The organism is Yersinia vastinensis (genome assembly GCF_044905075.1).
Taxonomy (GTDB): Bacteria; Pseudomonadota; Gammaproteobacteria; order Enterobacterales; family Enterobacteriaceae; genus Yersinia; species Yersinia vastinensis.
Genome location: NZ_CP173260.1, coordinates 4163101 through 4186647 on the forward strand (window position 1 = coordinate 4163101; position 23547 = coordinate 4186647).

A 23547-nucleotide genomic window follows, 5' to 3' on the forward strand; every position below is an offset into this window, starting at 1 on the left:
CAAAAAGCATTTTTAAATCGGTGAAAAACATGATGTTTGTCACAGAATGAATAAGTGTTATGACTAAAATAGCCGCCATCAGTACGTTTTTATAAATGACTGTTTAAAACGAAAAGCTTGTTTAAAACCAATATTTGTTTTAAAAAACAGAGACCTTACACAAATGGAAAATAATAACAAGAAAATGGCGCATATAAGGCGGACAACGCATTTAATGATGCCGGCGCACCGTAGTTATTTTAACTTTTCCTATTTCCATTTCAGATAAAATCCTTCCTGCGATGGCATCCATTTTTATTGGATAGTCATTGTCTATGCACAATTTTTAACAGAAGCGAAAAGTGCTCACTGCCTTTGCGTGATGTTAATTATTGTCTGCGTTCTCCGAAGATTCAAACACTCAGTTTTATTTTCACGCCTATTAGATTGTTGCTATTAATCAATCAATATCGGCAAAGTGTTTTTGAACCTTCCAGCAGAAACATAGCTATCCCGTAAAAAGCAATGTCTCCTTTGTCGTTCATGTTAAATGACATAGGGAATACTATGCCTAAAATTCAGCCATAGTATTTCGCAGACTAGCAAATCATATATTAATGAATTCAATTTCATTGATACGGACTGCTATACATAAAATTTAATAAAAATTAACGTCAACAAACTAACAAATAATGTGGGCGTAATAGCCTCTTAAAATAAACGAGAATTTATAATGAAAAAATTAAATATCGCGGCGAGTACATCAGCTATCGCTTGCTTTGAATCACAGCGAGAAATCGTGGATGTTTTACATACGGACTTTACAGATGTTGCCGCCGTTGTACTTTCTGTTCATGACATTAATAATGGTGTGATTGATAGTATCCATTCATTAGGCCTTGAGATTCCAATTTTTGCAGCGGTTTGCTGTGAAGAAGAATTAAATACCGATGTATTACCGTCTTTAAACGGGGTATTTGAACTGTGCGGCGACAATACTGATTTTTACGGTAAACAACTAGAATCAGCCGCTGAAAAATATGAAAAAGAGTTACTGCCTCCCTTCTTTAGTACATTAAAAAAATATGTCGAAATGGGGAATTCAACCTTTGCTTGTCCAGGGCATCAAGGCGGTCAATTCTTCCGTAAACACCCGGCTGGTCGTCAGTTCTTTGACTTCTACGGTGAAACTATTTTCCGCTCTGATATGTGTAATGCTGACGTCAAATTAGGTGATTTGCTCATTCATGAAGGTGCTCCTTGTGATGCTCAAAAACATGCAGCGAAAGTATTTAATGCTGATAAAACCTATTTCGTACTGAACGGAACATCTGCTTCAAATAAAGTGGCAACTAATGCCCTATTAGCCCGTGGCGATCTGGTACTGTTTGACCGTAATAATCACAAATCCAATCACCATGGCGCATTGATTCAGGCTGGGGCAACGCCAGTTTATCTGGAAACGGCCCGCAACCCGTTTGGCTTTATTGGTGGGATTGATGCGCACTGCTTTGAAGAAAAATACCTGCGTGAACAAATACGTAGCGTCGCGCCTGACCGTGCTCAGGAAGCGCGTCCATTCCGTTTGGCGATTATCCAACTGGGTACTTACGACGGTACAATTTATAACGCACGCCAGGTCGTGGATAAAATCGGCCACCTTTGTGACTATATTCTGTTTGACTCAGCATGGGTGGGTTACGAGCAATTTATTCCAATGATGAAAGATTGTTCTCCCCTATTGCTTGAACTAAATGAGAACGATCCGGGCATTATCGTGACGCAATCAGTACATAAGCAACAAGCGGGTTTTTCACAAACATCACAAATTCATAAAAAAGATAAACATATTAAAGGTCAGGATCGTTACTGTAATCACAAACGCTTTAATAACGCCTTTATGCTGCATGCATCCACCAGCCCATTCTATCCATTATTTGCAGCATTAGATGTTAATGCGAAAATGCATGAAGGAAAAAGTGGCCAACGCATGTGGCTCGATTGTGTTAAGACCGGTATTGAAGCCCGTAAAATGCTCCTAAATACCTGTAATATGATTAAGCCATTTGTTCCGGTAGAGGTTGATGGTAAACCATGGCAAGAATATGACACTGAAGCCATGGCCCAAGACCTACGCTTCTTTAATTTTATTCCTGGTGAAAAATGGCATGCTTTCGAGGGCTATGAAGAGTCACAATATTTTGTTGACCCATGTAAACTGTTATTAACCACACCAGGTATTGATACCAACACAGGTGAATATACAGCATCTGGGATTCCAGCAACCATTCTGGCTAATTTCCTACGTGAGAATGGAATTGTACCAGAGAAGTGCGATCTTAATTCCATTCTGTTCTTATTAACGCCAGCAGAAGACTTGGCGAAAATGCAACATTTAGTGGCGCAAATTGCTCGCTTTGAACGTTTCATTGAAGAAGATGCTTTGTTAAGCGATGTATTACCGACAGTTTATCGTAATAACGAAACTCGTTATAAAGGTTATACCATCGGTAAACTATGTCAGGAAATGCATGACCTTTATGTCAGTTATGACGTTAAGCAATTACAAAAAGAAATGTTCCGTAAACAGTATTTCCCTAAAGTCATGATGAATCCTCAGGATGCCAATATTGAATTCGTCCGTGGTCATGCTGAATTAGTGCCACTGTGTAAAGCCGAGGGGAGAATTGCCGCTGAGGGTGCACTTCCTTACCCACCAGGAGTTTTGTGTGTTGTCCCTGGTGAAGTATGGGGAGGTGCCGCTCAACGTTATTTCCTGGCACTCGAAGAGAGTATTAATTTATTGCCAGGCTTTGCACCTGAATTACAAGGTGTTTATTTACAAGTCGATGAAGACGGATGGAACCGTGCATACGGCTATATGATGAAATAATCAATAGAACAAAATAACTTCCTCCCTGTTATTTAGAAAAACAGTTGGGCAACAAACCACGCTGTAATTTAAATAATCGCGGGAATTGACAACACCAACCTTAGCTCAAACCTGCGGGGATAAATTATTCCCGCAGTCTCTGAAATTAAAAAAGAGATAATAAAAATGAGTAAAACAAATAATAAGATGGGAGTAGTACAGTTAACTATTCTGACTGCCGTCAATATGATGGGGTCAGGCATAATTATGCTGCCGACCAAACTCGCCGAAGTCGGGACGATTTCTATCGTTTCTTGGTTAGTCACCGCAGTGGGTTCCATGGCACTGGCTTATGCTTTCGCCCAATGCGGTATGTTCAGCCGTAAATCAGGCGGGATGGGAGGTTATGCTGAGTATGCTTTCGGCAAATCTGGCAATTTTATGGCTAACTATACCTATGGTGCATCACTGTTAATCGCCAACATCGCCATTGCCATTTCGGCTGTTGGCTACGGAACAGAATTACTGGGGGCAACCTTAACACCTCTGGGAATTTGTATTGCCACCATCGGCGTACTGTGGCTAGCAACAGTAGCTAACTTCGGCGGTGCACGTATCACCGGGCAAATCAGTAGTGTCACTATCTGGGGGGTTATCATCCCGGTAGTGGGCATCTCCATTATTGGCTGGTTCTGGTTTAGCGGCTCCGCGTATGCCGCAGCATGGAACCCGCACGGTGTGCCAACCTTTGAAGCTATTGGCTCTTCCATTTCCATGACACTGTGGGCTTTCTTGGGTCTGGAATCTGCTTGTGCTAACACCGACGCCGTAGAAAACCCTGAACGTAATGTTCCGATAGCTGTGTTGGGCGGGACTTTAGGTGCAGCCGTTATCTATATTATTTCAACCAATGTGATTGCCGGTATCGTGCCAAATATGGATTTGGCTAACTCTACAGCACCATTTGGTCTGGCATTTGCTTATATGTTCACCCCCGCCGTCGGTAAAATCATCATGGCTTTGATGATCATGTCTTGCGTGGGTTCATTACTTGGCTGGCAGTTCACTATTGCTCAAGTCTTTAAATCTTCTGCTGACGAAGGCTTCTTCCCGAAAATTTTCTCCAAAGTCAGCAAGGCCGATGCACCGATTAAAGGGATGCTGACCATTGTTATCATCCAGAGCGTGCTATCTCTCATGACTATTAGCCCATCACTGAATAAGCAGTTCAACGTACTGGTTAATTTGGCGGTAGTCACCAATATCATCCCTTACATTCTGTCGATGGCCGCACTGGTCATTATCCAGAAAACAGCCAATGTTGCGCCAGCCAAAGCCCGGAAAGCCAATATCATTGCCTTTATCGGTGCGATGTACAGCTTCTATGCTCTGTACAGCTCAGGTCAGGAAGCCATGACTTGGGGCGCGATTGTGACCTTCCTTGGTTGGACACTGTATGGTCTGGTTTCACCACGCTTTGAATTTGCAGCAAAAGTGAAGTAAGTAAAATAGTCATAATTTAATCAGAACAGGTGCCAGCAGATAAAAAAGACAGGATGCAATATGGAATTCCGGTAATAATGTTCCGAACCGCTACCCCCGGACTGGAATAAGATTATGTCGGACAGCCTTTGGCACCTCTATCTGCTGCGCACCACCACTGGCATGCTGTACACCGGTATTACGACAGATGTCACTCGCCGGTTAACGCAGCATCAGACCGGGAAAGGCGCAAAAGCACTGCGAGGCAAAGGTGAGCTAGCGCTGGTATATCATTGTGAGGCAGGGGATCGTTCGACTGCGTTGAAACTGGAATATCGGGTAAAGCAGCTCACTAAGCAGCAAAAAGAAAAGCTGGTGGTGAGCCAGCCTTCGTCGTTGAAAACATTACTTCTAGATAAAGAATGAGCGATTAAAACCGGTTAAACGGCTCAGAAAATACCACTTCACCATGAGCATCGGTCAATGCATCTTCTGCCAGCGCGTAAACCTGAAAAGCCTCTTCAGTACCAGGCCAGCGGCAAGTCAATTGATGACGAGCGGCAGGAACAAAGCCAAAGCGCTGATAATAGGAAGGTTCACCTAGCACCACAACGGCGGCATAGCCAAATTCGTTGAGAGAATCTAACCCTTCATACACCAGTTTCTCAGCCAAGCCTTGCCGACGCAGACTCTCTTCCACGGCCAGCGGAGCTAGGGCGACCCATTGACGATCTTCCCCCCCGACATCAACCGGGCTGAATGCCGCATAGCCCACAACGCCGCCTTCATCATCGGTTGCCACAATGCCCAGTGTCAGTAAGCCATCCTCGCGCAATTGCTGCACCAAATCAGCTTCATCATCTCGCTGGAATGCCTGGCGCAATAGTGCGTCGATCCCCGGTGCATCCACCGGAATTTCGACCCGGATCAGCACGATGCTAATGTACGGGAAGCACTGGCCGTACCCTCTTGCTGACCCGCTTCGACAAATTCAGCTAACTGCTGCAAACCCACTCTTAATAGAGTCGGCATAGATTCCAATTCAATGGCATCCATCAGGTTTTTCACATACAGGCCCAATTCGGTATCCCCCTCAATTCGTAACCGGCGCTGGAAAAATAGCGTATCCGGATCTTCTTTACGGGCAGCGATCAAAATCAGATCGTTAGCATCACCACTAAAGCTAACATCAGCTTCAGCCTGTTGGCTTACCACCAGCCTACCGTTTTCTACTGTCATAAACCATTGCAATGCGAGGTCACGCACTTCAATTTTTAACCAGCGAGACTCCAGAAACTCCAGATCGCCATCCAGCAATGCTTGCCGGAATTGCCAACCCAGAACTTGTTCCAGTACCTGACGTTGCAAGGCAAATGGGGTCAGTTTTAATGGACCCCGCAGCAGCGCCGGTCCTTGACGCACGAGGCGTGCACGTAGTTGTTCCAACACAGGCGATGTCTCCTTTTAATAAAAAGTGATGCCGAATAGAAGTATTTTGCCACATTGGTGAAATAGGAAAGCGGGTTATATCAATAAATTTTGCATCAGCTCTTTGCTAAATAGCGGAAGAAAGCCATCAATGCGAAAGAAACTGCCTTAAATCAAGGTCAGTTTCTGGCTGGTTGACTAAAATCGCCACTCGATAAAATACGAATATCATCTTCGGATGGGGAAAATTCTATGGAGCTGCTTTGCCCTGCCGGCAATTTACCCGCATTAAAGGCTGCAATCGATAATGGTGCTGACGCGGTTTATATCGGCTTGAAAGATGATACTAATGCCCGCCATTTTGCCGGACTTAACTTCACCGATAAAAAGCTACAGGAAGCGGTCAATTATGTTCACAACCGCAAACGTAAATTACATATCGCCATTAATACTTTCGCCCACCCGGACGGCTATTCCCGCTGGCAGCGAGCTGTAGATATGGCGGCACAACTGGGAGCCGATGCTCTAATTCTGGCAGATTTGGCGATGCTGGAATATGCCGCCGAGCGTTACCCAGAAGTCGAACGCCATGTCTCGGTGCAAGCATCCGCCACCAATGATGAAGCCATCCGCTTCTATCAGCGCCACTTTGATGTGGCACGAGTGGTTTTACCGCGAGTGCTCTCCATGCATCAGGTAAAACAACTGTCACGCACCAGCCCAGTTCCATTGGAGGTTTTTGCCTTCGGTAGTTTATGTATTATGGCTGAAGGCCGTTGTTATCTTTCATCTTATTTAACCGGCGAATCCCCCAATACGGTCGGCGCTTGTTCACCCGCACGCTTTGTGCGCTGGCAACAAACCCCGCAAGGGATGGAGTCACGCCTCAATGAGGTGCTGATAGACCGCTATGAAGATAACGAAAATGCGGGTTATCCGACACTATGCAAAGGGCGCTATCTGGTAGATGGCCAGCGCTATCATGCACTGGAGGAGCCAACCAGTTTGAACACATTAGCGCTGTTACCTGAATTATTTGCTGCCAATATCGCCTCGGTAAAAATTGAAGGCCGTCAGCGCAGCCCTGCTTATGTCAGTCAGGTGGCTAAAGTCTGGCGACAGGCGATTGACCGCTATCAGGCCAACCCAGCGCAATTTTCCGCCAAAGCGGAATGGATGGAACAACTGGGCGCAATGTCCGAAGGTACCCAAACAACCCTGGGTGCTTATCATCGTAAGTGGCAGTAGCCGGAGGAAACATGAAGTACGCCTTAGGCGCAGTTCTCTATTACTGGCCAAAAACCGATATTGAAGCTTTTTATCAGGCCGCAGCCTCCAGCAGCGCCGACATCATTTATCTGGGTGAGAATGTGTGTACCAAGCGCCGCGAGATGAAGGTCGGCGACTGGTTAGCCCTTGCCAAAGAAGTTGCCGCTAGCGGTAAACAAGTGGTGATTTCCACTCTGGCACTGCTACAAGCGCCATCAGAACTAAATGAACTCAAGCGCTATGTAGAAAATGGGGAATTCTTGCTGGAAGCGAACGACTTGGGCGCAGTGAATATGGCAGCTGAACGCAGTTTGCCATTTGTTGCGGGCCATGCATTGAATTGCTACAACGCCTATACCCTGCGGATTTTACATCGTCAGGGCATGATGCGTTGGTGTATGCCGGTTGAACTCTCCCGTGACTGGCTGGCGAATGTGCTGCAACAGTGTGAAGAGCTGGGGTTCCGCAACCAGTTTGAAGTCGAAGTGATGAGCTACGGTCATTTACCGCTGGCGTATTCTGCTCGCTGTTTCACTGCACGTTCAGAAGATCGGGCCAAAGATGAATGCGAAACCTGCTGCATTAAGTACCCGCAAGGGCGTCCAGTGCTATCACAGGAAGACCAACAAGTGTTCATCCTCAACGGCATTCAGACCCAAAGTGGCTACTGTTATAATCTCGGTAACGACCTGATTTCTATGCAAGGATTGGTGGATATCGTCCGTCTTTCGCCACAAAGTATCGAGACGTTAGACATGATTGATCAATTCCGCGCAAATGAGTTGGGAATGAACCCGCTGACGTTGGCGGATAAAACCGATTGCAATGGTTACTGGCGGCGGCTTGCCGGATTAGAGTTAGTTTCCTAGCATGTCACCGGGCGCAGTATCTCGCCCGGTATTTAATTATTTAACCGCCGATTTCCGCCGGATCAGTGCGCGCAATTTCACGCGATTGCGTAATATTCCAACGCTAATGCCAATCAGAGTATAAATCCCACCTAATAACAGCAACATCAGCACATCACCAACCACATCGCGCAGGGGGAGTCCCATCTGATTGACTCCGGCGATAGCCTTGGTCGCCCAAGTTGAGGGCAGCATTGAAGAGATGGCTCGCACCCACCCCGGCATGGCTTGGAGCGGCCAAATGGTGCCAGAAATATAAAAAATTGGCATGGTGACAAACGAAAGCGTCAAATAGATCATTTCGACACTGCGCAGACACTCGGTCACCAGCTTACCCAGCCCCAACACCGCCAGCAAGAATGGAAAAGTCAGTAGCAACACTTCAGGAATCGATGCCGTTTGGCGGTAACCCAGTACCCACGGCCACAGCACAAACAACACAATCGACAAAAATAACCAAATAGGCAGCAGAGCAGAAAGCCCCCCCAAATAAACCGGAATGGAAGGTTTCCCTGAAGGTGCGCTCTTCATGGCAATACTGACGCGCACACAGGCAATCAATAATGAGTGCTGTAGCAGCATGACTAACAAACCAGGGAAAATAATGGCGGCGAAACTGATACCGGGATTGAACACATCTAGTGTCTGTCCACGAATCGGGGTCAACAACACCTCAGCCTGACGCGGAGTAAAACCACTGCGTAATAATAAGCCGCTATTATATTCATTCAGCAGTTGTTGATAAGCCGTCACCACATCTTGCTGGATTTGCCCATTTGCCAAACGGTTAGTGGCATCACCGTAGACCGGGATCACAATGCTTTCGCCATTGAGGATCTTTTTCTCCAGATCCGTCGGCATTATGATCACCGCAAATAATTTACGCCACGCGAGATCTCGCTGGGCATCCGGCAAATTGTCATAAATTTTGATAGAAATTTTTGAGGTGGCATCCAACTGACGAATCAATTGGCGGCTGGCGGTACTGTGGTCTTGATCAACCACAGCAACCGGAAGATCCCACACCGTGTGATTGGCATAGACCATGCTCATCACGCAAAGTGAAACCAACAGCATCAACCACATGGGCTTTTCCAGCATCCCCATCAGCACCCGACTGAATGTCTGCCAATAGCTCTTTAGGCTGCTATTCATCAGACAGTCTCCTGCTTTTGTAGCCGAATCAGTAAGCGATTACGCACCAACAGGGAGGTCACTAGCGGATAAATCAACAAAATAGCGCAGACACTGAAAATAGCACTGGCCGGTACTTGGCGCAGGAACACATCGAACATGGCGTAAAGCGCATGGGTCAGTGGTTCGATATTGGAAATAATGCGCGCAGGCAGAGGCATCGATAGTTCCGGCACCGCCATGCCAGAAAAGGTTAACGCGATACTCACGATGATCCCAATCAGGCTGTAGGCCGTGATGGCGCTGCTGGTGAAGGTGAAAAGCAATACACCAATACTTTGGGCTGCCATAACGTAAAAGAACCCAATCAGCGGCATAAAGAGTGGATTGCCACTGACTCTGGCCCCAAAGAACCCCACCAACATGGCAATTTCTACCATCAGTAACGTGGTAAAAAACAGGGTATAAGGTGCCAACTTGCCTAACAGGGCCAAACTAAAAGGCTTGGCGGTCAGCAGTGCCTTACTGCGCGCCAAAACATAGATCATCCACGTGATAACGAATAACTGCAATAAATGGATTGTAGCGGCAAACTGCTGATAATAAATATAACTGCCGCTGGCGTTAAACAAGCTGCCATAAGAGAGCGTCACATTGGCCAGTGGCGGCAAAGTCTTCCCCATTTCACCGGCAATAATCGTACGGAAAGTACTATTGGCCTCCGTCATCAACCCACTGAAATCTTGTGTCGCGTATAAACCAGCCCCATAAAACAGCGCATTGTAATACAGCACAATGCTGGGTTGGCGGCCTGCCAAAGCATCCGCTTCGAAGTCTGTTGGAATATAAAGTAAAGCATAATCCTGCGCACTACGCAGACGGCGCAATGCTTCATCTAACCCGCCTTCATAGGCCACGACTTGTGCATGAGAGCCCGCATCCAGTTTGCGAATTAATGACTTTGAGAGTGGTGAATGATCGTTATCAACCACTGAAACCGGCAAATCCAACAAAGTCCCTTCGGAAAAATTACTACTGATTAAGATAAACAGCAGTAATGGGAAGCACCAACTGAGCCAGTGAAACACCGGACTGCGAAATGCTGAACGCGTTTCCTGGCCAAAATAGCGACTAAAACAGCGCCAACCAGCCCGCATTCTGTCGATAGTTTTACCTCTGACCTTTTCCACTTACTCTTTCCACTGCCAGAGTGCACTCATCCCTGGGCGTAGCCCTTCAACAGGTTGAGCAGGATAAAGACGAACCTCAAAGGTTTTCAGGTCAAAATCGCCAGTAGCGCGTGTCGCACGTTTGGTAGCATAGTCACCTAAGGGGGCGATATAGCGCACTTCAGCTGTGATGTCTTTCTCTTTCAGTGCCGGAACCCGCACAGTCACTTTATCGCCTTTACGCACATCTGCCAGAATATCTTCGCGCAGGTTAAAGACAAAATAAGCCTGCGGCAGGCGAATTAATGTGAGTAAGGGGCTGGAAGCATTAAGCAATTCTCCCACTTCTGCCGGAATAGGGCCAACTTCACCGGCGACCGGAGCACGCACCTGCAAATCATCAGTTTGCGCTTTCAATTGCACTAAATCTTGCTCGGCCTGACGAACAGCCGCGGCATATTTATCACGTAACTCCGAACGATCGCCATGCAGGCCTTCATCCAAATTGGCCTGAGCAGCTTGAACTTGCTGATAGGCAGTCTCTTTAGCACGGCGTGAATCTTCCAACTCGGAGGCTGAAATAAACCCTTTTGCTGCTACACTGTTGTTGCGGTTATAGGTATGAAGTGCGTTTTCATATTCGGCCTGCGCCTGTGCCAAATTGGCCCTTAAATTACGAATACTCTCTTCCCGCGTCCCATGTAGCGACTCATCTAGCTGCGCCTGCGCCTGATCACGAGCTGCTTCTAAGCCTGCTAATTGCGCCATCAGCTCTGGGCTTTCTAGCGTAATCAACAATTGCCCTGCTTTGACGTCATCACCCCGTTCCACATGGCGTTCGATTACCCGCCCTTTCGCTTTAGACGACACAATCACTTCCGGTGCATCCACTTCACCTTGTAAGAGTAAATCTTGATTATGAGCACGGAACAGTACCGCCATGGCAATGACCACCACGACTAACAACAGGGTAAATAACGTTTTCTTCTTCATGGGTTCAGTAGTCCTTTAATCGCCGCATTTATTACCTCTTCAGCATGGATCATTTAGATTATGCTGCAACAGGTAATAGCCTCGCATTTTATGCCATTTTTTGTGAGTGCATAAATGCGGTTATTACTGAATATAGCGTTAAAAATATGTTTGTAAATTAATGCGTTCGCCCTTCAAGCGACTCGACATGAGGTAAAGATGGACGATTCAATGACCGATAATAAGCCAGTGCCACTTTCTGTTCTCGATTTATCCCCAATCGCTCAGGGAAAAACTCCGCGAGATGCGTTTCATGCTTCGCTGGATCTGGCTCAACATGCTGAAAAATGGGGATATCACCGCTACTGGCTGGCTGAACACCACAATATGACAGGGATTGCCAGCGCCGCGACCTCTGTATTGATTGGGTATATTGCTGGTGGTACCCGCAGTATTCGCGTTGGCTCCGGTGGGGTGATGCTGCCTAACCATTCACCACTGGTGATTGCCGAGCAGTTTGGCACCCTCGCCTCACTCTATCCTGATCGTATCGATCTGGGGCTTGGTCGGGCACCCGGCAGTGATCAACGCACCATGATGGCACTTCGCCGTCATCTATCAGGAGAGATCGATAATTTCCCAGCCGATGTCCGGGAGTTACAAAGCTATTTTGCAGAAACTCAACCTGGACAAGCGGTGCAAGCTGTTCCCGGCCAAGGCTTACATGTCCCCCTGTGGCTTTTGGGTTCCAGCCTGTATAGCGCGCAACTGGCTGCTGCTATGGGGCTGCCTTTTGCTTTTGCCTCGCATTTTGCGCCGGATATGTTATTGCAGGCACTCAAGTTATACCGGGAAAACTTTAAGCCCTCCGCCCAGTGGCCTAAACCTTATGCTATCGTCTGCGTAAATGTCGTGGCGGCAGACAGCGAACGTGATGCTCGCTTCCTGTTTACCTCTATGCAGCAACAATTTGTTAGTTTGCGTCGCGGTACACCGGGCCAACTTCCGCCACCGGTCGAAAATATGGAACATATTTGCTCCCCTGCCGAGCAGTTTGGTGTTGATCAGGCGTTGCGCTTATCCATCATTGGAGACAAAAGCAAAGTCCGACACGGACTTCAATCATTATTACGGGAAACTCAAGCGGATGAACTCATGGTGAACGGCCAAATTTTTGACCATCAAGCACGTTTGTATTCATTTGAGATAATTGCCAGTTTGCAGCAAGACCTGCAACCGATTGAGCGTCTGTAACCTAATTAATAAGCTCACTACCACCGGCATAAAAAACCAGCCCTCGGGCTGGTTTTTTTTTCAGTGACCATAATAACTACACATACGTTTTTCATATGCTTTGTTTAATTTAAGAACCCATTGAATTTCTTTGAAAAAAATGAGTAACAATATAAACACCATTACTTTATAAAAAATAAAACGTGTTAAATACCATAAACTCCATTTTGAGTTTCAATATCATTTTCAATTTTAGCGAACCTTATTATAAATAATAAAGTCGATAACAGGAATGAATCATAGTAAAACTGATAATGGCTATTAAGGTTTATATTTGATACTCACTTGGGGTACTCTGCTGTGTGCGATAACACCTCATCACTTACTAAGAAAATACCTCTCTACAAGGAAAGCCTTATGGGTGCTGACTTAGTTAGTCAGACTCAACTTCCGCTTCAGCATCCTTTTGGGTAAAGATAGCGATATTCTTTGCCCTTATCGTATCGCATTGATCTACAGAGATAGTCCCTTTATCTTTTCTCTGCTGATATTCTTTATACGTAGGATCCCAAATCCAGTTATTTTTAAAATACTCACCTTCCGCTAACTTTGCACAAAGGTCTTCATTACTGAGTGATGTTGCCGGTGTTGAACATGCAGTGAGAATAAAAGAGAAAAGAGGGATGACTATATAAGCTTTCATTTTAGTGTTCCTTGTGACAAATAACTATTTTTCTATTTCAAAACAATTCTAGCACAATCGAATAAAATATCTTTATTTCAATGAAAATATATGTAAATTAATTGGTAATTGTGGAGAAATTATGATGCTCCATAATATGCAAATATTATATTTGATTAAATTTAAAAGATATAAGCTGCATTTTTTTTATCGTTATTATTAATTAAGAATTAACATCATAAATTCTATCCTAATTAATTGAGTCACTAATACATAGGCTTACTCTATTGTTGGACGATCTGCGTTATGTTTCACCCCCATAAAAAAACCAGCCCGAAGGCTGGTTTTTCTGTTTAATCACCAGAGATGATTAAGACTTATGCATCACCAAAACGACGACGTGCTGGCGCAGCAGGTGTTGCTGCATCATCACGACGTGGTGCTGATGAACGCTGAGCATCACGTGGTGGGCGACGTTCGCCACCACCGGCTGGGGCACGATCGCTACCGAATGAACGACGAGGAGGAGCACCAGCACCATCACGACGTTCGCCGCCGAATGAACGGCCACCGCCACGACGCTCACCACCGTTACCGCCAGCTGGACGCTCACGGCGTTCATGTGGCTGTGCATCACCCAACAGCTGCATGTTCAGCGGCTTATTCAGGATACGGGTGCGGGTGAAGTGAGATAACATTTCGCCCGGCATGCCTTTTGGCAGTTCGATAGTTGAGTGGGAAGCAAACAGCTTGATGTTACCGATGTAACGGCTGCTGATATCACCTTCGTTAGCAATAGCACCAACGATATGACGAACTTCAACACCATCATCACGGCCCACTTCAATGCGGTACAGTTCCATCTCGCCGACATCACGACGCTCGCGACGCGCTGGACGATCGCCACCATCACGACTGTCAGAACGGTTGTCACGGCGGCTATCACCACGATCACGGCCACGGTCGTTACCACGGTCATCGCGAGAATTGAATTCACGCTGTGGACGACGTGGCGCTTCTGGTGGCAGGATCAAAGGACGTTCGCCCTGTGCCATTTTCAGCAATGCCGCAGCCAGAGTTTCAATATCAAACTCTTCTTCTGGTTGCAGTTTAGTCAGCAACGCACGGTACATATCCAAATCACTGCTTTCCAGTTGTTGGCTAACTTTAGCAGCAAACTTAGCTAAACGACGTTCGCTCAACAGCTGTGCATTTGGCAGCTCAACTTCAGGAATGGTCAGCTTCATAGTACGTTCAATGTTCTGCAACAGACGGCGTTCACGGTTCTCAACGAACAGTAACGCACGGCCAGCACGACCTGCACGACCAGTACGGCCAATACGGTGAACGTAAGACTCTGAATCCATAGGGATATCATAGTTTACCACTAGGCTGATACGTTCAACGTCCAAACCACGTGCGGCAACGTCAGTTGCAATCAGGATATCCAAACGGCCATCTTTCAGACGTTCCAGAGTCTGCTCACGCAGCGCTTGGTTCATGTCGCCGTTCAGTGCAGCGCTGCTATAACCGCTACGCTCCAAGGTTTCAGCAACTTCCAGAGTGGCGTTTTTAGTCCGCACGAAGATGATAGCGGCATCAAAATCTTCCGCTTCCAGGAAACGTACCAGCGCTTCGTTTTTACGATAGCCACCGCCCACTTTCCAATAGACTTGGCTAATATCAGGACGAGTTGTCACGCTAGACTGAATACGTACTTCCTGTGGCTCTTTCATAAAGCGACGGGTAATACGGCGAATAGCTTCTGGCATAGTTGCAGAGAACAAGGCGGTCTGATGTTCAGCCGGGATCTGCGCCAGAATGTTTTCAACGTCTTCGATAAAGCCCATGCGCAGCATTTCATCTGCTTCGTCCAATACTAAACCTTTCAGGTTGGACAAATTAAGAGTACCGCGTTTCAGGTGGTCTAACAGACGACCTGGGGTGCCAACAACAACTTGTGGCCCCTGGCGCAAAGCGCGTAATTGAACGTCATAACGCTGGCCACCGTAAAGGGCCACAACGTTAACGCCTTTAATATCTTTAGAGAAGCTCGTTAATGCTTCAGCAACCTGAATCGCCAACTCACGGGTTGGAGCCAGTACCAGCACCTGCGGTGCTTTCAGTTCTGGGTCGATGTTGTGCAACAGCGGAAGCCCGAATGCAGCAGTTTTGCCGCTACCGGTTTGCGCCATACCAAGAACATCGCGACCGTTCAACAGGTGTGGAATACATTCCAATTGAATTGGAGATGGTTTTTCATAACCCAAAGTAGTCAGGGCAGAAAGAATAGGAGCAGACAGCCCCAAATCAGCGAAAGAGGTTTCAAGCTCAGTAGTCATGTACACGTGCCTCATTAATAATGGCAGCCAGTCTACATAACTCGTCGAGAAAATTTTCAGTCATTTTCATTGAAAAGTGTGAACCGGCTCAAATTAGATTATAAAACGAACAAAAAGGCCATCACCCGTTAAGGTGATAAACTTTGGTAAAAACCAAGGTATATCAGGCTGATAGTTGTTCGTCAGCTATTGCTGGTCCGATTCCGATAGGTCGTCTTGTTCTTGGCCCAAAAGCGCCAATTCCAACAATGCATAGCGGTGCTCAACAAAGTTATGAACGTTGTTAGCTACCGTCAGTTTGAACAGCGCCGAAGCGGTGTCCTTGTCCCCCAGACTTAGGTAATGCTTACCTAAATAGAAGTCAGTTTCACTGAGATGCTCAGCGAGCGAAGTGTTATCCGTTGCATCTGCCTTGAGCCTTTCCATCAGCGTTTTTTCGCTGATCGTGCCCAGGTAGAATTCGACAATATTCCATCCCCATTGCCCTCTGTCCGATTTTTCATAGCGCTGTTGTAGCGCTACTGCAGCTGTCTTAGGATCGATTTCTCTTTCCACCAGATACAGCCATAACGAACGGAAGGGATCATTTGGATCGTCTTGATAAAACGCCTGCAGATCATCCTGCGCCAACGGGAGTCGACCGCCATAATACAGAGCGATACCCCGGTTTAAACGCGCGTAATTGTAAGTTGGATCAAGCTCTAGTACAGAATCAAACGCTTCATAGGCAGCATCAAAATTGCCTGCCTGCGTTAAATAAATGCCCAGATAGTTGAAAACTTCTGGCATATCAGGACGAATAGCTAACGCTTGCGAAAAATCATTTCGCGCTAGTGCCCGTAGCCCGAGGCTATCATACAGCACTCCGCGCTCATATAAAAGCTGTGCGCGCTCATCATCCGTAAGTGCCCGACTTGCAAGGATTTGTTCCATGCGCGCCAGAATCACTTCCTGCTGCAACGTAGGTTGCAACGGGATTGCCAATACCTCGTCTTTACGCCAATCATGGTTGCTGCATCCTGCCAGCATGAGTGCTGTCACAACGTAACACCAGCGCAAGAAAGGCTTCATTTCCTACTCCCGAAGACAAACATTGGATAAATATCCTTTCATCCATTTGTTTAATACAAGAGCATCCTGCCCTCGAGATAACACTGCTCCTCACGAGTGAGTAAGGAGCAGTGAAATACTAAATTACTCTGCTGCTTCTGGTGCCGGTGCTTCTGCGTCAGGAGTAGTAGCTTCTTTGATGCTCAGGCGGATACGGCCCTGACGATCAACTTCCATTACTTTCACTGGCACTTCTTGGCCCATTTGCAGATAGTCAGTCACTTTCTCTACGCGCTTGTCAGCGATTTGAGAAATATGAACCAGACCTTCTTTACCACCGCCGATAGCAACAAATGCACCGAAATCAACGATACGAGTCACTTTACCCGCATAGATACGGCCCACTTCGATTTCAGCAGTAATTTCTTCGATACGACGGATAGCATGTTTTGCTTTGTCACCGTCAGTTGCTGCAATCTTAATGGTGCCATCATCTTCGATTTCAATAGTGGTGCCCGTTTCATCAGTCAGCGCACGAATCACAGAACCACCTTTACCGATCACATCCTTGATTTTCTCAGGATTGATTTTCATGGTGTAGATACGTGGAGCAAACTCAGAGATATCGCCACGAGGTGTGCTGATAGCCTGTTCCATAACACCCAGAATGTGCAGACGCGCACCCTTAGCTTGGTTCAGAGCCACCTGCATGATTTCGCGGGTGATACCTTCAATTTTAATGTCCATTTGCAGTGCGGTGATACCGTCACGGCTACCGGCCACTTTAAAGTCCATGTCGCCCAAGTGATCTTCGTCACCCAGAATGTCAGACAGAACAACAAAGTTTTCTTCGTCTTTAACCAGACCCATTGCGATACCCGCAACAGCGGCTTTAATTGGCACACCTGCGTCCATCAGGGCCAAAGAAGCACCACAAACAGAAGCCATTGAGGAAGAACCGTTAGACTCGGTGATTTCAGAAACCACACGTACAGTATAAGGGAACTCGCTCGGGCTTGGCATCACTGCCATCACACCGCGTTTCGCCAGACGACCATGGCCAATCTCACGACGCTTCGGTGAGCCAACCATACCTGTTTCACCAACAGAATATGGAGGGAAATTATAGTGTAGCAGGAATGAGTCAGTACGCTCACCCATCAGCTCATCAATATTTTGCGCATCACGTGCAGTACCCAATGTTGCGGTAACCAATGCCTGAGTTTCACCACGGGTGAACAACGCAGAACCATGGGTACGTGGCAAGACACCAGTACGCACGTCCAGACCACGGATCATGTCTTTTTCGCGGCCATCGATACGTGGTTCGCCACGTAATACACGGCTACGAACTACATCTTTCTCAACGTTGCCCAGGATATCCTGAATTTCCGCAGCATCTAACGTATCGTCTTGCGCTAAAAGTGTGTCAGTAACGTCAGCTTTGATAGCGTCAATTTGTTCGTAACGTTCTTGTTTCTCAGTGATGCGATATGCGTCACCCAGACGATCCGCAGCCAATACAGCAACACGCGCATGCAGCTCTTCGTTAACAACTTCTGGCTGCCAATCCCACTTAGGTTTGCCTGCTTGCGCAACCAGTGCATTGATATTTTCAATCACAACTTGCTGTTGTTCGTGGCCGAAGACAACCGCGCCCAACATTTGATCTTCAGACAAGATGTCTGCTTCAGATTCAACCATCAATACCGCAGCAGCAGTACCGGCAACAACCAAGTCCAGACGGCTTTCTTTCAGCTCGTCAGTAGTTGGGTTCAGTACATACTGGTCGTTGATGAAACCAACGCGAGCAGCACCAATTGGGCCATTGAATGGAATACCTGACAGGCTCAGTGCCGCAGATGCACCAATCAGAGCCACGATGTCTGGGTTAACTTGTGGGTTAACGGAAACAACGGTTGCGATAACCTGAACTTCATTCAGGAAACTGTCTGGGAACAGTGGGCGAATTGGACGGTCAATCAGACGAGAAGTCAGTGTTTCGCCTTCACTTGGGCGGCCTTCACGACGGAAGAAGCTGCCTGGAATACGACCAGCAGCATAAGTACGCTCCTGATAGTTAACAGTCAGAGGGAAAAAGCTCTGGCCTGGTTTCGCTTTCTTTTGGCCAACAACAGTAACGAATACTGCGGTGTCATCCATGCTTACCATTACAGCAGCAGTTGCCTGGCGAGCCATCATGCCGGTTTCAATAGTGACGGTATGTTGGCCGTACTGGAATTTACGAATAATCGGAGTCAGCAAAGTAGTATCCTTATACTATGTGCGGTGCCGGATCGTATTGACGATCTCATCCACCTATTACTATTACCTTCACACTGCATCCTCGCGACTAATGACAATCCTTAACTCTGATTGAGTTAAAGTCTCTCATTAGCCGCGCGAACCTCTGCACCGGAAGATCCTATTTTATAAAAATGTAAAACAACAACAATAATATACTAGCGTATTTTATCATTGCTTCTTAGAAAAAAGGGGCCAATTTGGCCCCTTTCTCCCGAAACTCGCAGACTTAGCGACGCAGACCCAGACGTTCGATCAGGGAAGTATAACGTGCTACATCTTCACGCTTCAGGTAGTCCAGCAGCTTACGACGCGTGGATACCATACGCAGCAGACCACGACGACTGTGGTGATCTTTTTTGTGCTCGGAGAAGTGACCTTGCAAATGGTTAATTTGAGCAGTCAACAGAGCAACCTGAACTTCGCTTGAACCGGTGTCATTGGCACCGCGACCGAAGTCAGCAACGATTTTAGCTTTCGCTTCAACACTTAGAGACATGATACAACTCCAAATATATAGATAAATTAAGACAGGCGCCGATCTCTAATTCAGCAACCCAATATGTAAGCCGCACTATTCTACTCTTTGAGCCGTGGGATCGCAAGATAGGCCGCTTGGACTTACTCCGCGTATTCCACCACCAAACGCTTCGGCGCGACTCGACCATCTTCTGCAATCGTGCCAATACCAATGAAATTACGCTCTTCGCCTTCAGTGATACGGACCATGCCTTCACTTGGTGCACCGGAAACATGTACTGGCTGCCCTTGTTTTACATAGGCAGCAACCGCCGGTAACAAGTTGACTTCAGGGAAGTTTAAGACGGCACTGTCCATCGGCAGTAGCAATAAATCCAGTTCAGGATTAGGTGAGCGCTCTTCTGCCTGCGCTTTTTCCACGATCGCCGCCAACTGCTCTAAAGTCACCATCCGGTCACTTGGATAAGTGGCAACTTGCAACCGACGCAGATAACTCACATGGGCACCACAACCTAACAATTCACCCAAATCGTCGATGATTGTGCGAATGTAAGTCCCTTTAGAGCAATGGATTTCCAGCTCAAGATCATTGCCTTCCCAGCGGATAAACAGCAGTTCGTAAACGGTAATATTGCGGGCTTCACGTTCTACTTCAATCCCCTGACGAGCGTACTCATACAGTGGCTTGCCCTGATGCTTCAGTGCAGAATACATCGACGGCACTTGTTGAGTGTCGCCACGGAAACTGTCTAGAGCAGCATCCATCTGAGCCTGAGTCACGTTGACTTCCCGCTCGCTGATTAACGCACCTTCGGCATCCGAAGTATCAGTACGTTGCCCTAAACGCGCCACAACCCGATAACGTTTATCTGAATCGAGCAAAAATTGGGAAAATTTGGTCGCTTCACCCAGACAGATAGGCAACATACCGGTCGCCAATGGATCGAGTGCACCGGTATGGCCTGCACGGTTAGCGCTAAAGAGACGTTTCACTTTCTGTAAAACATCATTAGAGGAGAGGCCCAGCGGCTTATCCAATAACAGAACGCCGTTAATGTCACGGCCGCGACGACGTGGACGCCCCATTACTTCTCCTCGTCGCTACCTGGATTAACCTGACGCTCTACATCATTTTTGATGACGTTAGTCACCAAGTTAGACATCCGCATCCCTTCAATCAAAGAGTTGTCATAAGCGAAAGTCAGTTCTGGCACGATACGCAGACGCATCGCTTTACCCAGCAGAGTGCGGATATAGCCGGAGGCATCTTGCAGTGCTTTAATGCCGTTTTTGACTGTATCCGGATCAGCTTTATCCGTTAACACGTTCAAGAAGGTCACAAAGACTTTAGCGTAAGCCAAATCACGAGATAACTCGATGCCGGACACAGTAGCCATGCCAACACGAGGGTCTTTGATTTCACGCTGTAGGATAAGTGCGATCTCTTTCTGCATTTCCTGTGAAACACGCTGAGAACGGCTGAATTCTTTTGCCATTTGGATTCTCCAGACAATTTGGGGGGCCAAGGCCCCCCAAATTGATATAAGCAAATCAGAGGTGGTTAAGCGATGGTACGTTTGATTTCGATAATTTCGAAGACTTCGATCACATCACCAGCACGGACGTCATTGTAGTTCTTAACGCCGATACCACATTCCATACCATTACGGACTTCGTTAACGTCATCTTTGAAGCGGCGCAGAGATTCCAGCTCGCCTTCATAGATAACCACGTTGTCACGCAGAACACGGATTGGATTGTTACGCTTAATCACACCTTCAGTAACCATACAACCAGCAATGGCACCAAATTTCGGTGATTTAAACACATCACGAACTTCAGCCAGACCAATGATTTGTTGTTTGTACTCAGGTGCCAGCATACCACTCATTGCCTGTTTAACTTCGTCGATCAGGCTATAAATCACTGAGTAGTAACGCAGATCCAAGCCTTCGGTTTCAACGACGCGACGCGCTGAAGCGTCAGCACGAACGTTAAAGCCAAGGATGATTGCACCAGAAGCCGCAGCCAGCGTTGCGTCAGTTTCGGTGATACCACCGACGCCTGAACCCACAATACGGACTTTCACTTCATCGGTAGACAGTTTTTCCAGTGAATCACAGATGGCTTCACAAGAACCTTGAACGTCTGACTTGATAACGATGTTCAGTTCAGAAACTTCACCTTCGGTCATGTTAGCAAACATGTTTTCCAGTTTAGATTTCTGCTGACGAGCCAGCTTAACTTCACGGAATTTACCCTGACGATACAGTGCAACTTCACGCGCTTTTTTCTCGTCACGAACAACGGTAACTTCATCACCCGCAGCCGGAACACTGGACAGGCCCAGAATTTCAACTGGAATAGACGGACCCGCAGACGTGATATCACGACCCAGCTCGTCACGCATCGCACGCACACGGCCATACTCAAAGCCACACAGTACGATATCGCCTTTGTTCAGTGTACCTTGTTGAACCAGCACTGTAGCAACAGGGCCACGGCCTTTATCCAAGAAGGATTCGATAACTACACCGCTTGCCATGCCAGTACGAACAGCTTTCAGCTCCAGTACTTCAGCTTGCAGCAAGATGGCGTTCAGCAATTCATCAATACCGATACCGGCTTTCGCTGATACGTTGATGAACTGAGACTCACCGCCCCACTCTTCTGGCTGGATACCGTACTGAGACAGTTCGGTTTTAACGCGGTCTGGATCAGCTTCTGGCTTATCGATTTTGTTCACAGCAACCACAACCGGCACATTCGCGGCTTTAGCATGCTGAATAGCTTCGATAGTCTGTGGCATCACGCCATCGTCGGCTGCAACAACCAGCACCACGATATCAGTCGCTTGAGCACCGCGAGCACGCATTGAAGTAAATGCGGCGTGTCCTGGGGTATCCAGGAAGGTGATCATGCCGTTTTCAGTTTCAACGTGATAAGCACCGATATGCTGAGTAATACCACCGGCTTCACCTGACGCCACTTTCGTGGAGCGGATGTAATCGAGCAGAGAGGTTTTACCGTGGTCAACGTGGCCCATGATGGTCACAACTGGAGCGCGATGCTCTGCTGCGGCTTCAGCGCCAGTATCACGGTCACTCATCAGTGCTTCTTCCAGTTCGTTTTCACGACGTAGAATCACTTTGTGGCCCATCTCTTCAGCAACCAGCTGCGCTGTTTCCTGATCGATAACCTGGTTAATGGTTGCCATTGCGCCCAGTTTCATCATCGCTTTGATGACCTGAGAGCCTTTAACAGCCATTTTGTTTGCCAATTCAGCCACAGTTACCGTTTCGCCAATAACAACATCACGGTTAACGGCTACAACAGGCTTGTTGAAGCTCTGTTGCAAGGTGCTTGGTTTACGTTTGCCTTTACGGCCAACTGCACGTGCTTCTTCGCGATCAGCTTTAGACTCAGAAAGTTTATTACCTTTCTTCTGCTTAGTTGCTTTACCACCACGAGTACGGCTACGGCGATCACCTTCAACTTTGGCGTCGTTTTCATCTTCCGCGGCGCGCGCATGTTGTGAAGTGGTTACATGGTAATCAGCTGATTCAGTCTGCTCAGTCACAGGCTCTGGCCATTTACCTTCGTTTTCGGCTGCCATTTTACGGGCTTCCTCAGCAACGCGTTTCGCGTCTTCCTCGACCTTACGGCGCGTTTCTTCTTCTACTGAGCGTTTCAGCTCGGCAGCTTCCGCTTCACGGCGTGCTTTATCGGTCTGAGCTGGCTTGGTTTTTTCGTCGGTTTGTTGATTCGTCACTTTTTCTTTTTCCGCTGCTTGGCGTTTAGCTTTTTCAGCGGCCTCACGTTTGGCTTGTTCTTCGGCCGCACGTTTAGCTTTTTCTTCAGCGATTTTCTGCGCTGCTGCTTCCGCTTCACGTTGTGCCTGCTCTTCCGCTTCACGCTGTGCCTGCTCTTCCGCTTTCGCTTGTTCAGCTTCCGGCGTATTTACATAAGTGCGTTTCTTGCGGACCTCTATTTGCACCGATTTACTTTTTCCGCCGGTGCTCGGAATATTCAAGGTGCTACGCGTTTTGCGTTGCAGCGTGAGTTTATTAGGCGCACTACCGTGTTCACGGTTTAAGTGTGCCAGCAATGTTTCTTTTTCTTGCTGGGTAACTGAGTCTACGTCAGACTTCTTGATCCCTGCATCAGCAAATTGCTGTACCAGGCGATCAACTGGGGTCTGAATCTCAGCTGCCAGCGATTTTACGGTTACATCTGTCATGCT

21 protein-coding genes are annotated in these 23547 nt (G+C 47.3%); 7 read left to right on the forward strand and 14 right to left on the reverse strand.

The genetic code is table 11. The features are described 5' to 3' along the window. Positions 1-217: 217 nt before the first annotated feature. The 4 genes from ACIOG0_RS19225 to ACIOG0_RS19240 all read left to right on the forward strand — a co-directional run bounded on the left by ACIOG0_RS19225 (position 218) and on the right by ACIOG0_RS19240 (position 4759). Positions 218-268, forward strand: coding sequence for a hypothetical protein (locus ACIOG0_RS19225; protein WP_404705060.1), 51 nt, complete (start codon positions 218-220; stop codon positions 266-268). A gap of 444 nt (positions 269-712) precedes the next feature. Next, complete coding sequence (gene speF, locus ACIOG0_RS19230; RefSeq protein WP_128451316.1) at positions 713-2872, forward strand: ornithine decarboxylase SpeF; 2160 nt, start codon at positions 713-715, stop codon at positions 2870-2872. A gap of 165 nt (positions 2873-3037) precedes the next feature. Beyond that, a complete protein-coding gene (gene potE / locus ACIOG0_RS19235) occupies positions 3038-4354 on the forward strand; it encodes a putrescine-ornithine antiporter (protein ID WP_050099873.1) in 1317 nt (438 codons plus the stop codon). 114 nt (positions 4355-4468) lie between these two features. Beyond that, positions 4469-4759, forward strand: a complete 291-nt coding sequence (locus tag ACIOG0_RS19240) for a GIY-YIG nuclease family protein (protein WP_050099871.1) — start codon at positions 4469-4471, stop codon at positions 4757-4759. Positions 4760-4763: 4 nt separating this feature from the next. Here the strand turns inward: ACIOG0_RS19240 and ACIOG0_RS19245 are convergent, their stop codons facing one another. Continuing rightward, a complete protein-coding gene (locus ACIOG0_RS19245) occupies positions 4764-5267 on the reverse strand; it encodes a GNAT family N-acetyltransferase (RefSeq protein ID WP_050099869.1) in 504 nt (167 codons plus the stop codon). Continuing rightward, on the reverse strand, positions 5261-5782 hold the full coding sequence (locus ACIOG0_RS19250; RefSeq protein WP_050099867.1) for an SCP2 domain-containing protein: 522 nt from the start codon (positions 5780-5782) through the stop codon (positions 5261-5263). Before ACIOG0_RS19250 ends, ACIOG0_RS19245 begins: the two co-directional genes overlap by 7 nt. 231 nt (positions 5783-6013) lie before the next feature. Here ACIOG0_RS19250 and ACIOG0_RS19255 point away from each other — a divergent pair, with 231 nt between their 5' ends. Continuing rightward, a complete protein-coding gene (locus ACIOG0_RS19255) occupies positions 6014-7009 on the forward strand; it encodes a peptidase U32 family protein (protein WP_050099865.1) in 996 nt (331 codons plus the stop codon). An 11-nt stretch (positions 7010-7020) separates the two neighbouring features. Continuing rightward, the gene (locus ACIOG0_RS19260) at positions 7021-7899 is read left to right on the forward strand and encodes a U32 family peptidase (protein WP_128451314.1); all 879 of its coding nucleotides are present in this window, start codon (positions 7021-7023) and stop codon (positions 7897-7899) included. 36 nt (positions 7900-7935) lie between these two features. Here the strand turns inward: ACIOG0_RS19260 and ACIOG0_RS19265 are convergent, their stop codons facing one another. The 3 genes from ACIOG0_RS19265 to ACIOG0_RS19275 are packed head-to-tail and all read right to left on the reverse strand — an operon-like array spanning position 7936 to position 11234. Continuing rightward, complete coding sequence (locus ACIOG0_RS19265) at positions 7936-9093, reverse strand: ABC transporter permease (RefSeq protein ID WP_050140961.1); 1158 nt, start codon at positions 9091-9093, stop codon at positions 7936-7938. After that, complete coding sequence (locus ACIOG0_RS19270) at positions 9093-10229, reverse strand: ABC transporter permease (RefSeq protein WP_050295960.1); 1137 nt, start codon at positions 10227-10229, stop codon at positions 9093-9095. The genes ACIOG0_RS19265 and ACIOG0_RS19270 overlap by 1 nt, the downstream gene beginning before the upstream one ends. 33 nt (positions 10230-10262) lie before the next feature. Beyond that, positions 10263-11234 (reverse strand): HlyD family secretion protein, encoded by a 972-nt coding sequence (locus ACIOG0_RS19275; protein WP_050099862.1) that lies wholly within the window; start codon positions 11232-11234, stop codon positions 10263-10265. 198 nt (positions 11235-11432) lie between these two features. Between ACIOG0_RS19275 and ACIOG0_RS19280 the strand changes: the two genes are divergently transcribed. Then, positions 11433-12467, forward strand: coding sequence for a luciferase-like monooxygenase (locus tag ACIOG0_RS19280; RefSeq protein ID WP_128451313.1), 1035 nt, complete (start codon positions 11433-11435; stop codon positions 12465-12467). Between the two features lie 412 nt (positions 12468-12879). On the opposite strand, the gene ACIOG0_RS19285 is transcribed toward ACIOG0_RS19280, so the two are convergent. The 9 genes from ACIOG0_RS19285 to infB all read right to left on the reverse strand — a co-directional run bounded on the left by ACIOG0_RS19285 (position 12880) and on the right by infB (position 23544). Then, a complete protein-coding gene (locus tag ACIOG0_RS19285; protein WP_050099861.1) occupies positions 12880-13149 on the reverse strand; it encodes a hypothetical protein in 270 nt (89 codons plus the stop codon). A gap of 356 nt (positions 13150-13505) precedes the next feature. Beyond that, a complete protein-coding gene (locus ACIOG0_RS19290; RefSeq protein ID WP_050295927.1) occupies positions 13506-15470 on the reverse strand; it encodes a DEAD/DEAH family ATP-dependent RNA helicase in 1965 nt (654 codons plus the stop codon). Next, positions 15460-15540 carry a protein YrbN gene (gene yrbN / locus ACIOG0_RS19295; protein ID WP_096335046.1) on the reverse strand — a complete coding sequence of 27 codons (81 nt, stop codon included), beginning with the start codon at positions 15538-15540 and terminating at the stop codon, positions 15460-15462. The genes ACIOG0_RS19290 and yrbN overlap by 11 nt, the downstream gene beginning before the upstream one ends. A 116-nt stretch (positions 15541-15656) precedes the next feature. Next, positions 15657-16541, reverse strand: coding sequence for a lipoprotein NlpI (gene nlpI / locus ACIOG0_RS19300; RefSeq protein ID WP_005156264.1), 885 nt, complete (start codon positions 16539-16541; stop codon positions 15657-15659). A 123-nt stretch (positions 16542-16664) separates the two neighbouring features. Beyond that, a complete protein-coding gene (gene pnp / locus ACIOG0_RS19305) occupies positions 16665-18785 on the reverse strand; it encodes a polyribonucleotide nucleotidyltransferase (protein ID WP_050099858.1) in 2121 nt (706 codons plus the stop codon). A gap of 268 nt (positions 18786-19053) precedes the next feature. Next, positions 19054-19323, reverse strand: a complete 270-nt coding sequence (rpsO, locus tag ACIOG0_RS19310; protein WP_050099857.1) for a 30S ribosomal protein S15 — start codon at positions 19321-19323, stop codon at positions 19054-19056. Between the two features lie 122 nt (positions 19324-19445). Then, the gene (truB, locus tag ACIOG0_RS19315; RefSeq protein WP_050295928.1) at positions 19446-20390 is read right to left on the reverse strand and encodes a tRNA pseudouridine(55) synthase TruB; all 945 of its coding nucleotides are present in this window, start codon (positions 20388-20390) and stop codon (positions 19446-19448) included. Next, entirely contained in the window at positions 20390-20800 is a 411-nt protein-coding gene (gene rbfA / locus ACIOG0_RS19320; RefSeq protein ID WP_050099854.1) for a 30S ribosome-binding factor RbfA, read from the reverse strand. The genes truB and rbfA overlap by 1 nt, the downstream gene beginning before the upstream one ends. 65 nt (positions 20801-20865) lie before the next feature. After that, positions 20866-23544, reverse strand: a complete 2679-nt coding sequence (infB, locus tag ACIOG0_RS19325) for a translation initiation factor IF-2 (protein ID WP_050099853.1) — start codon at positions 23542-23544, stop codon at positions 20866-20868. Between the last annotated feature and the right edge of the window lie 3 nt (positions 23545-23547).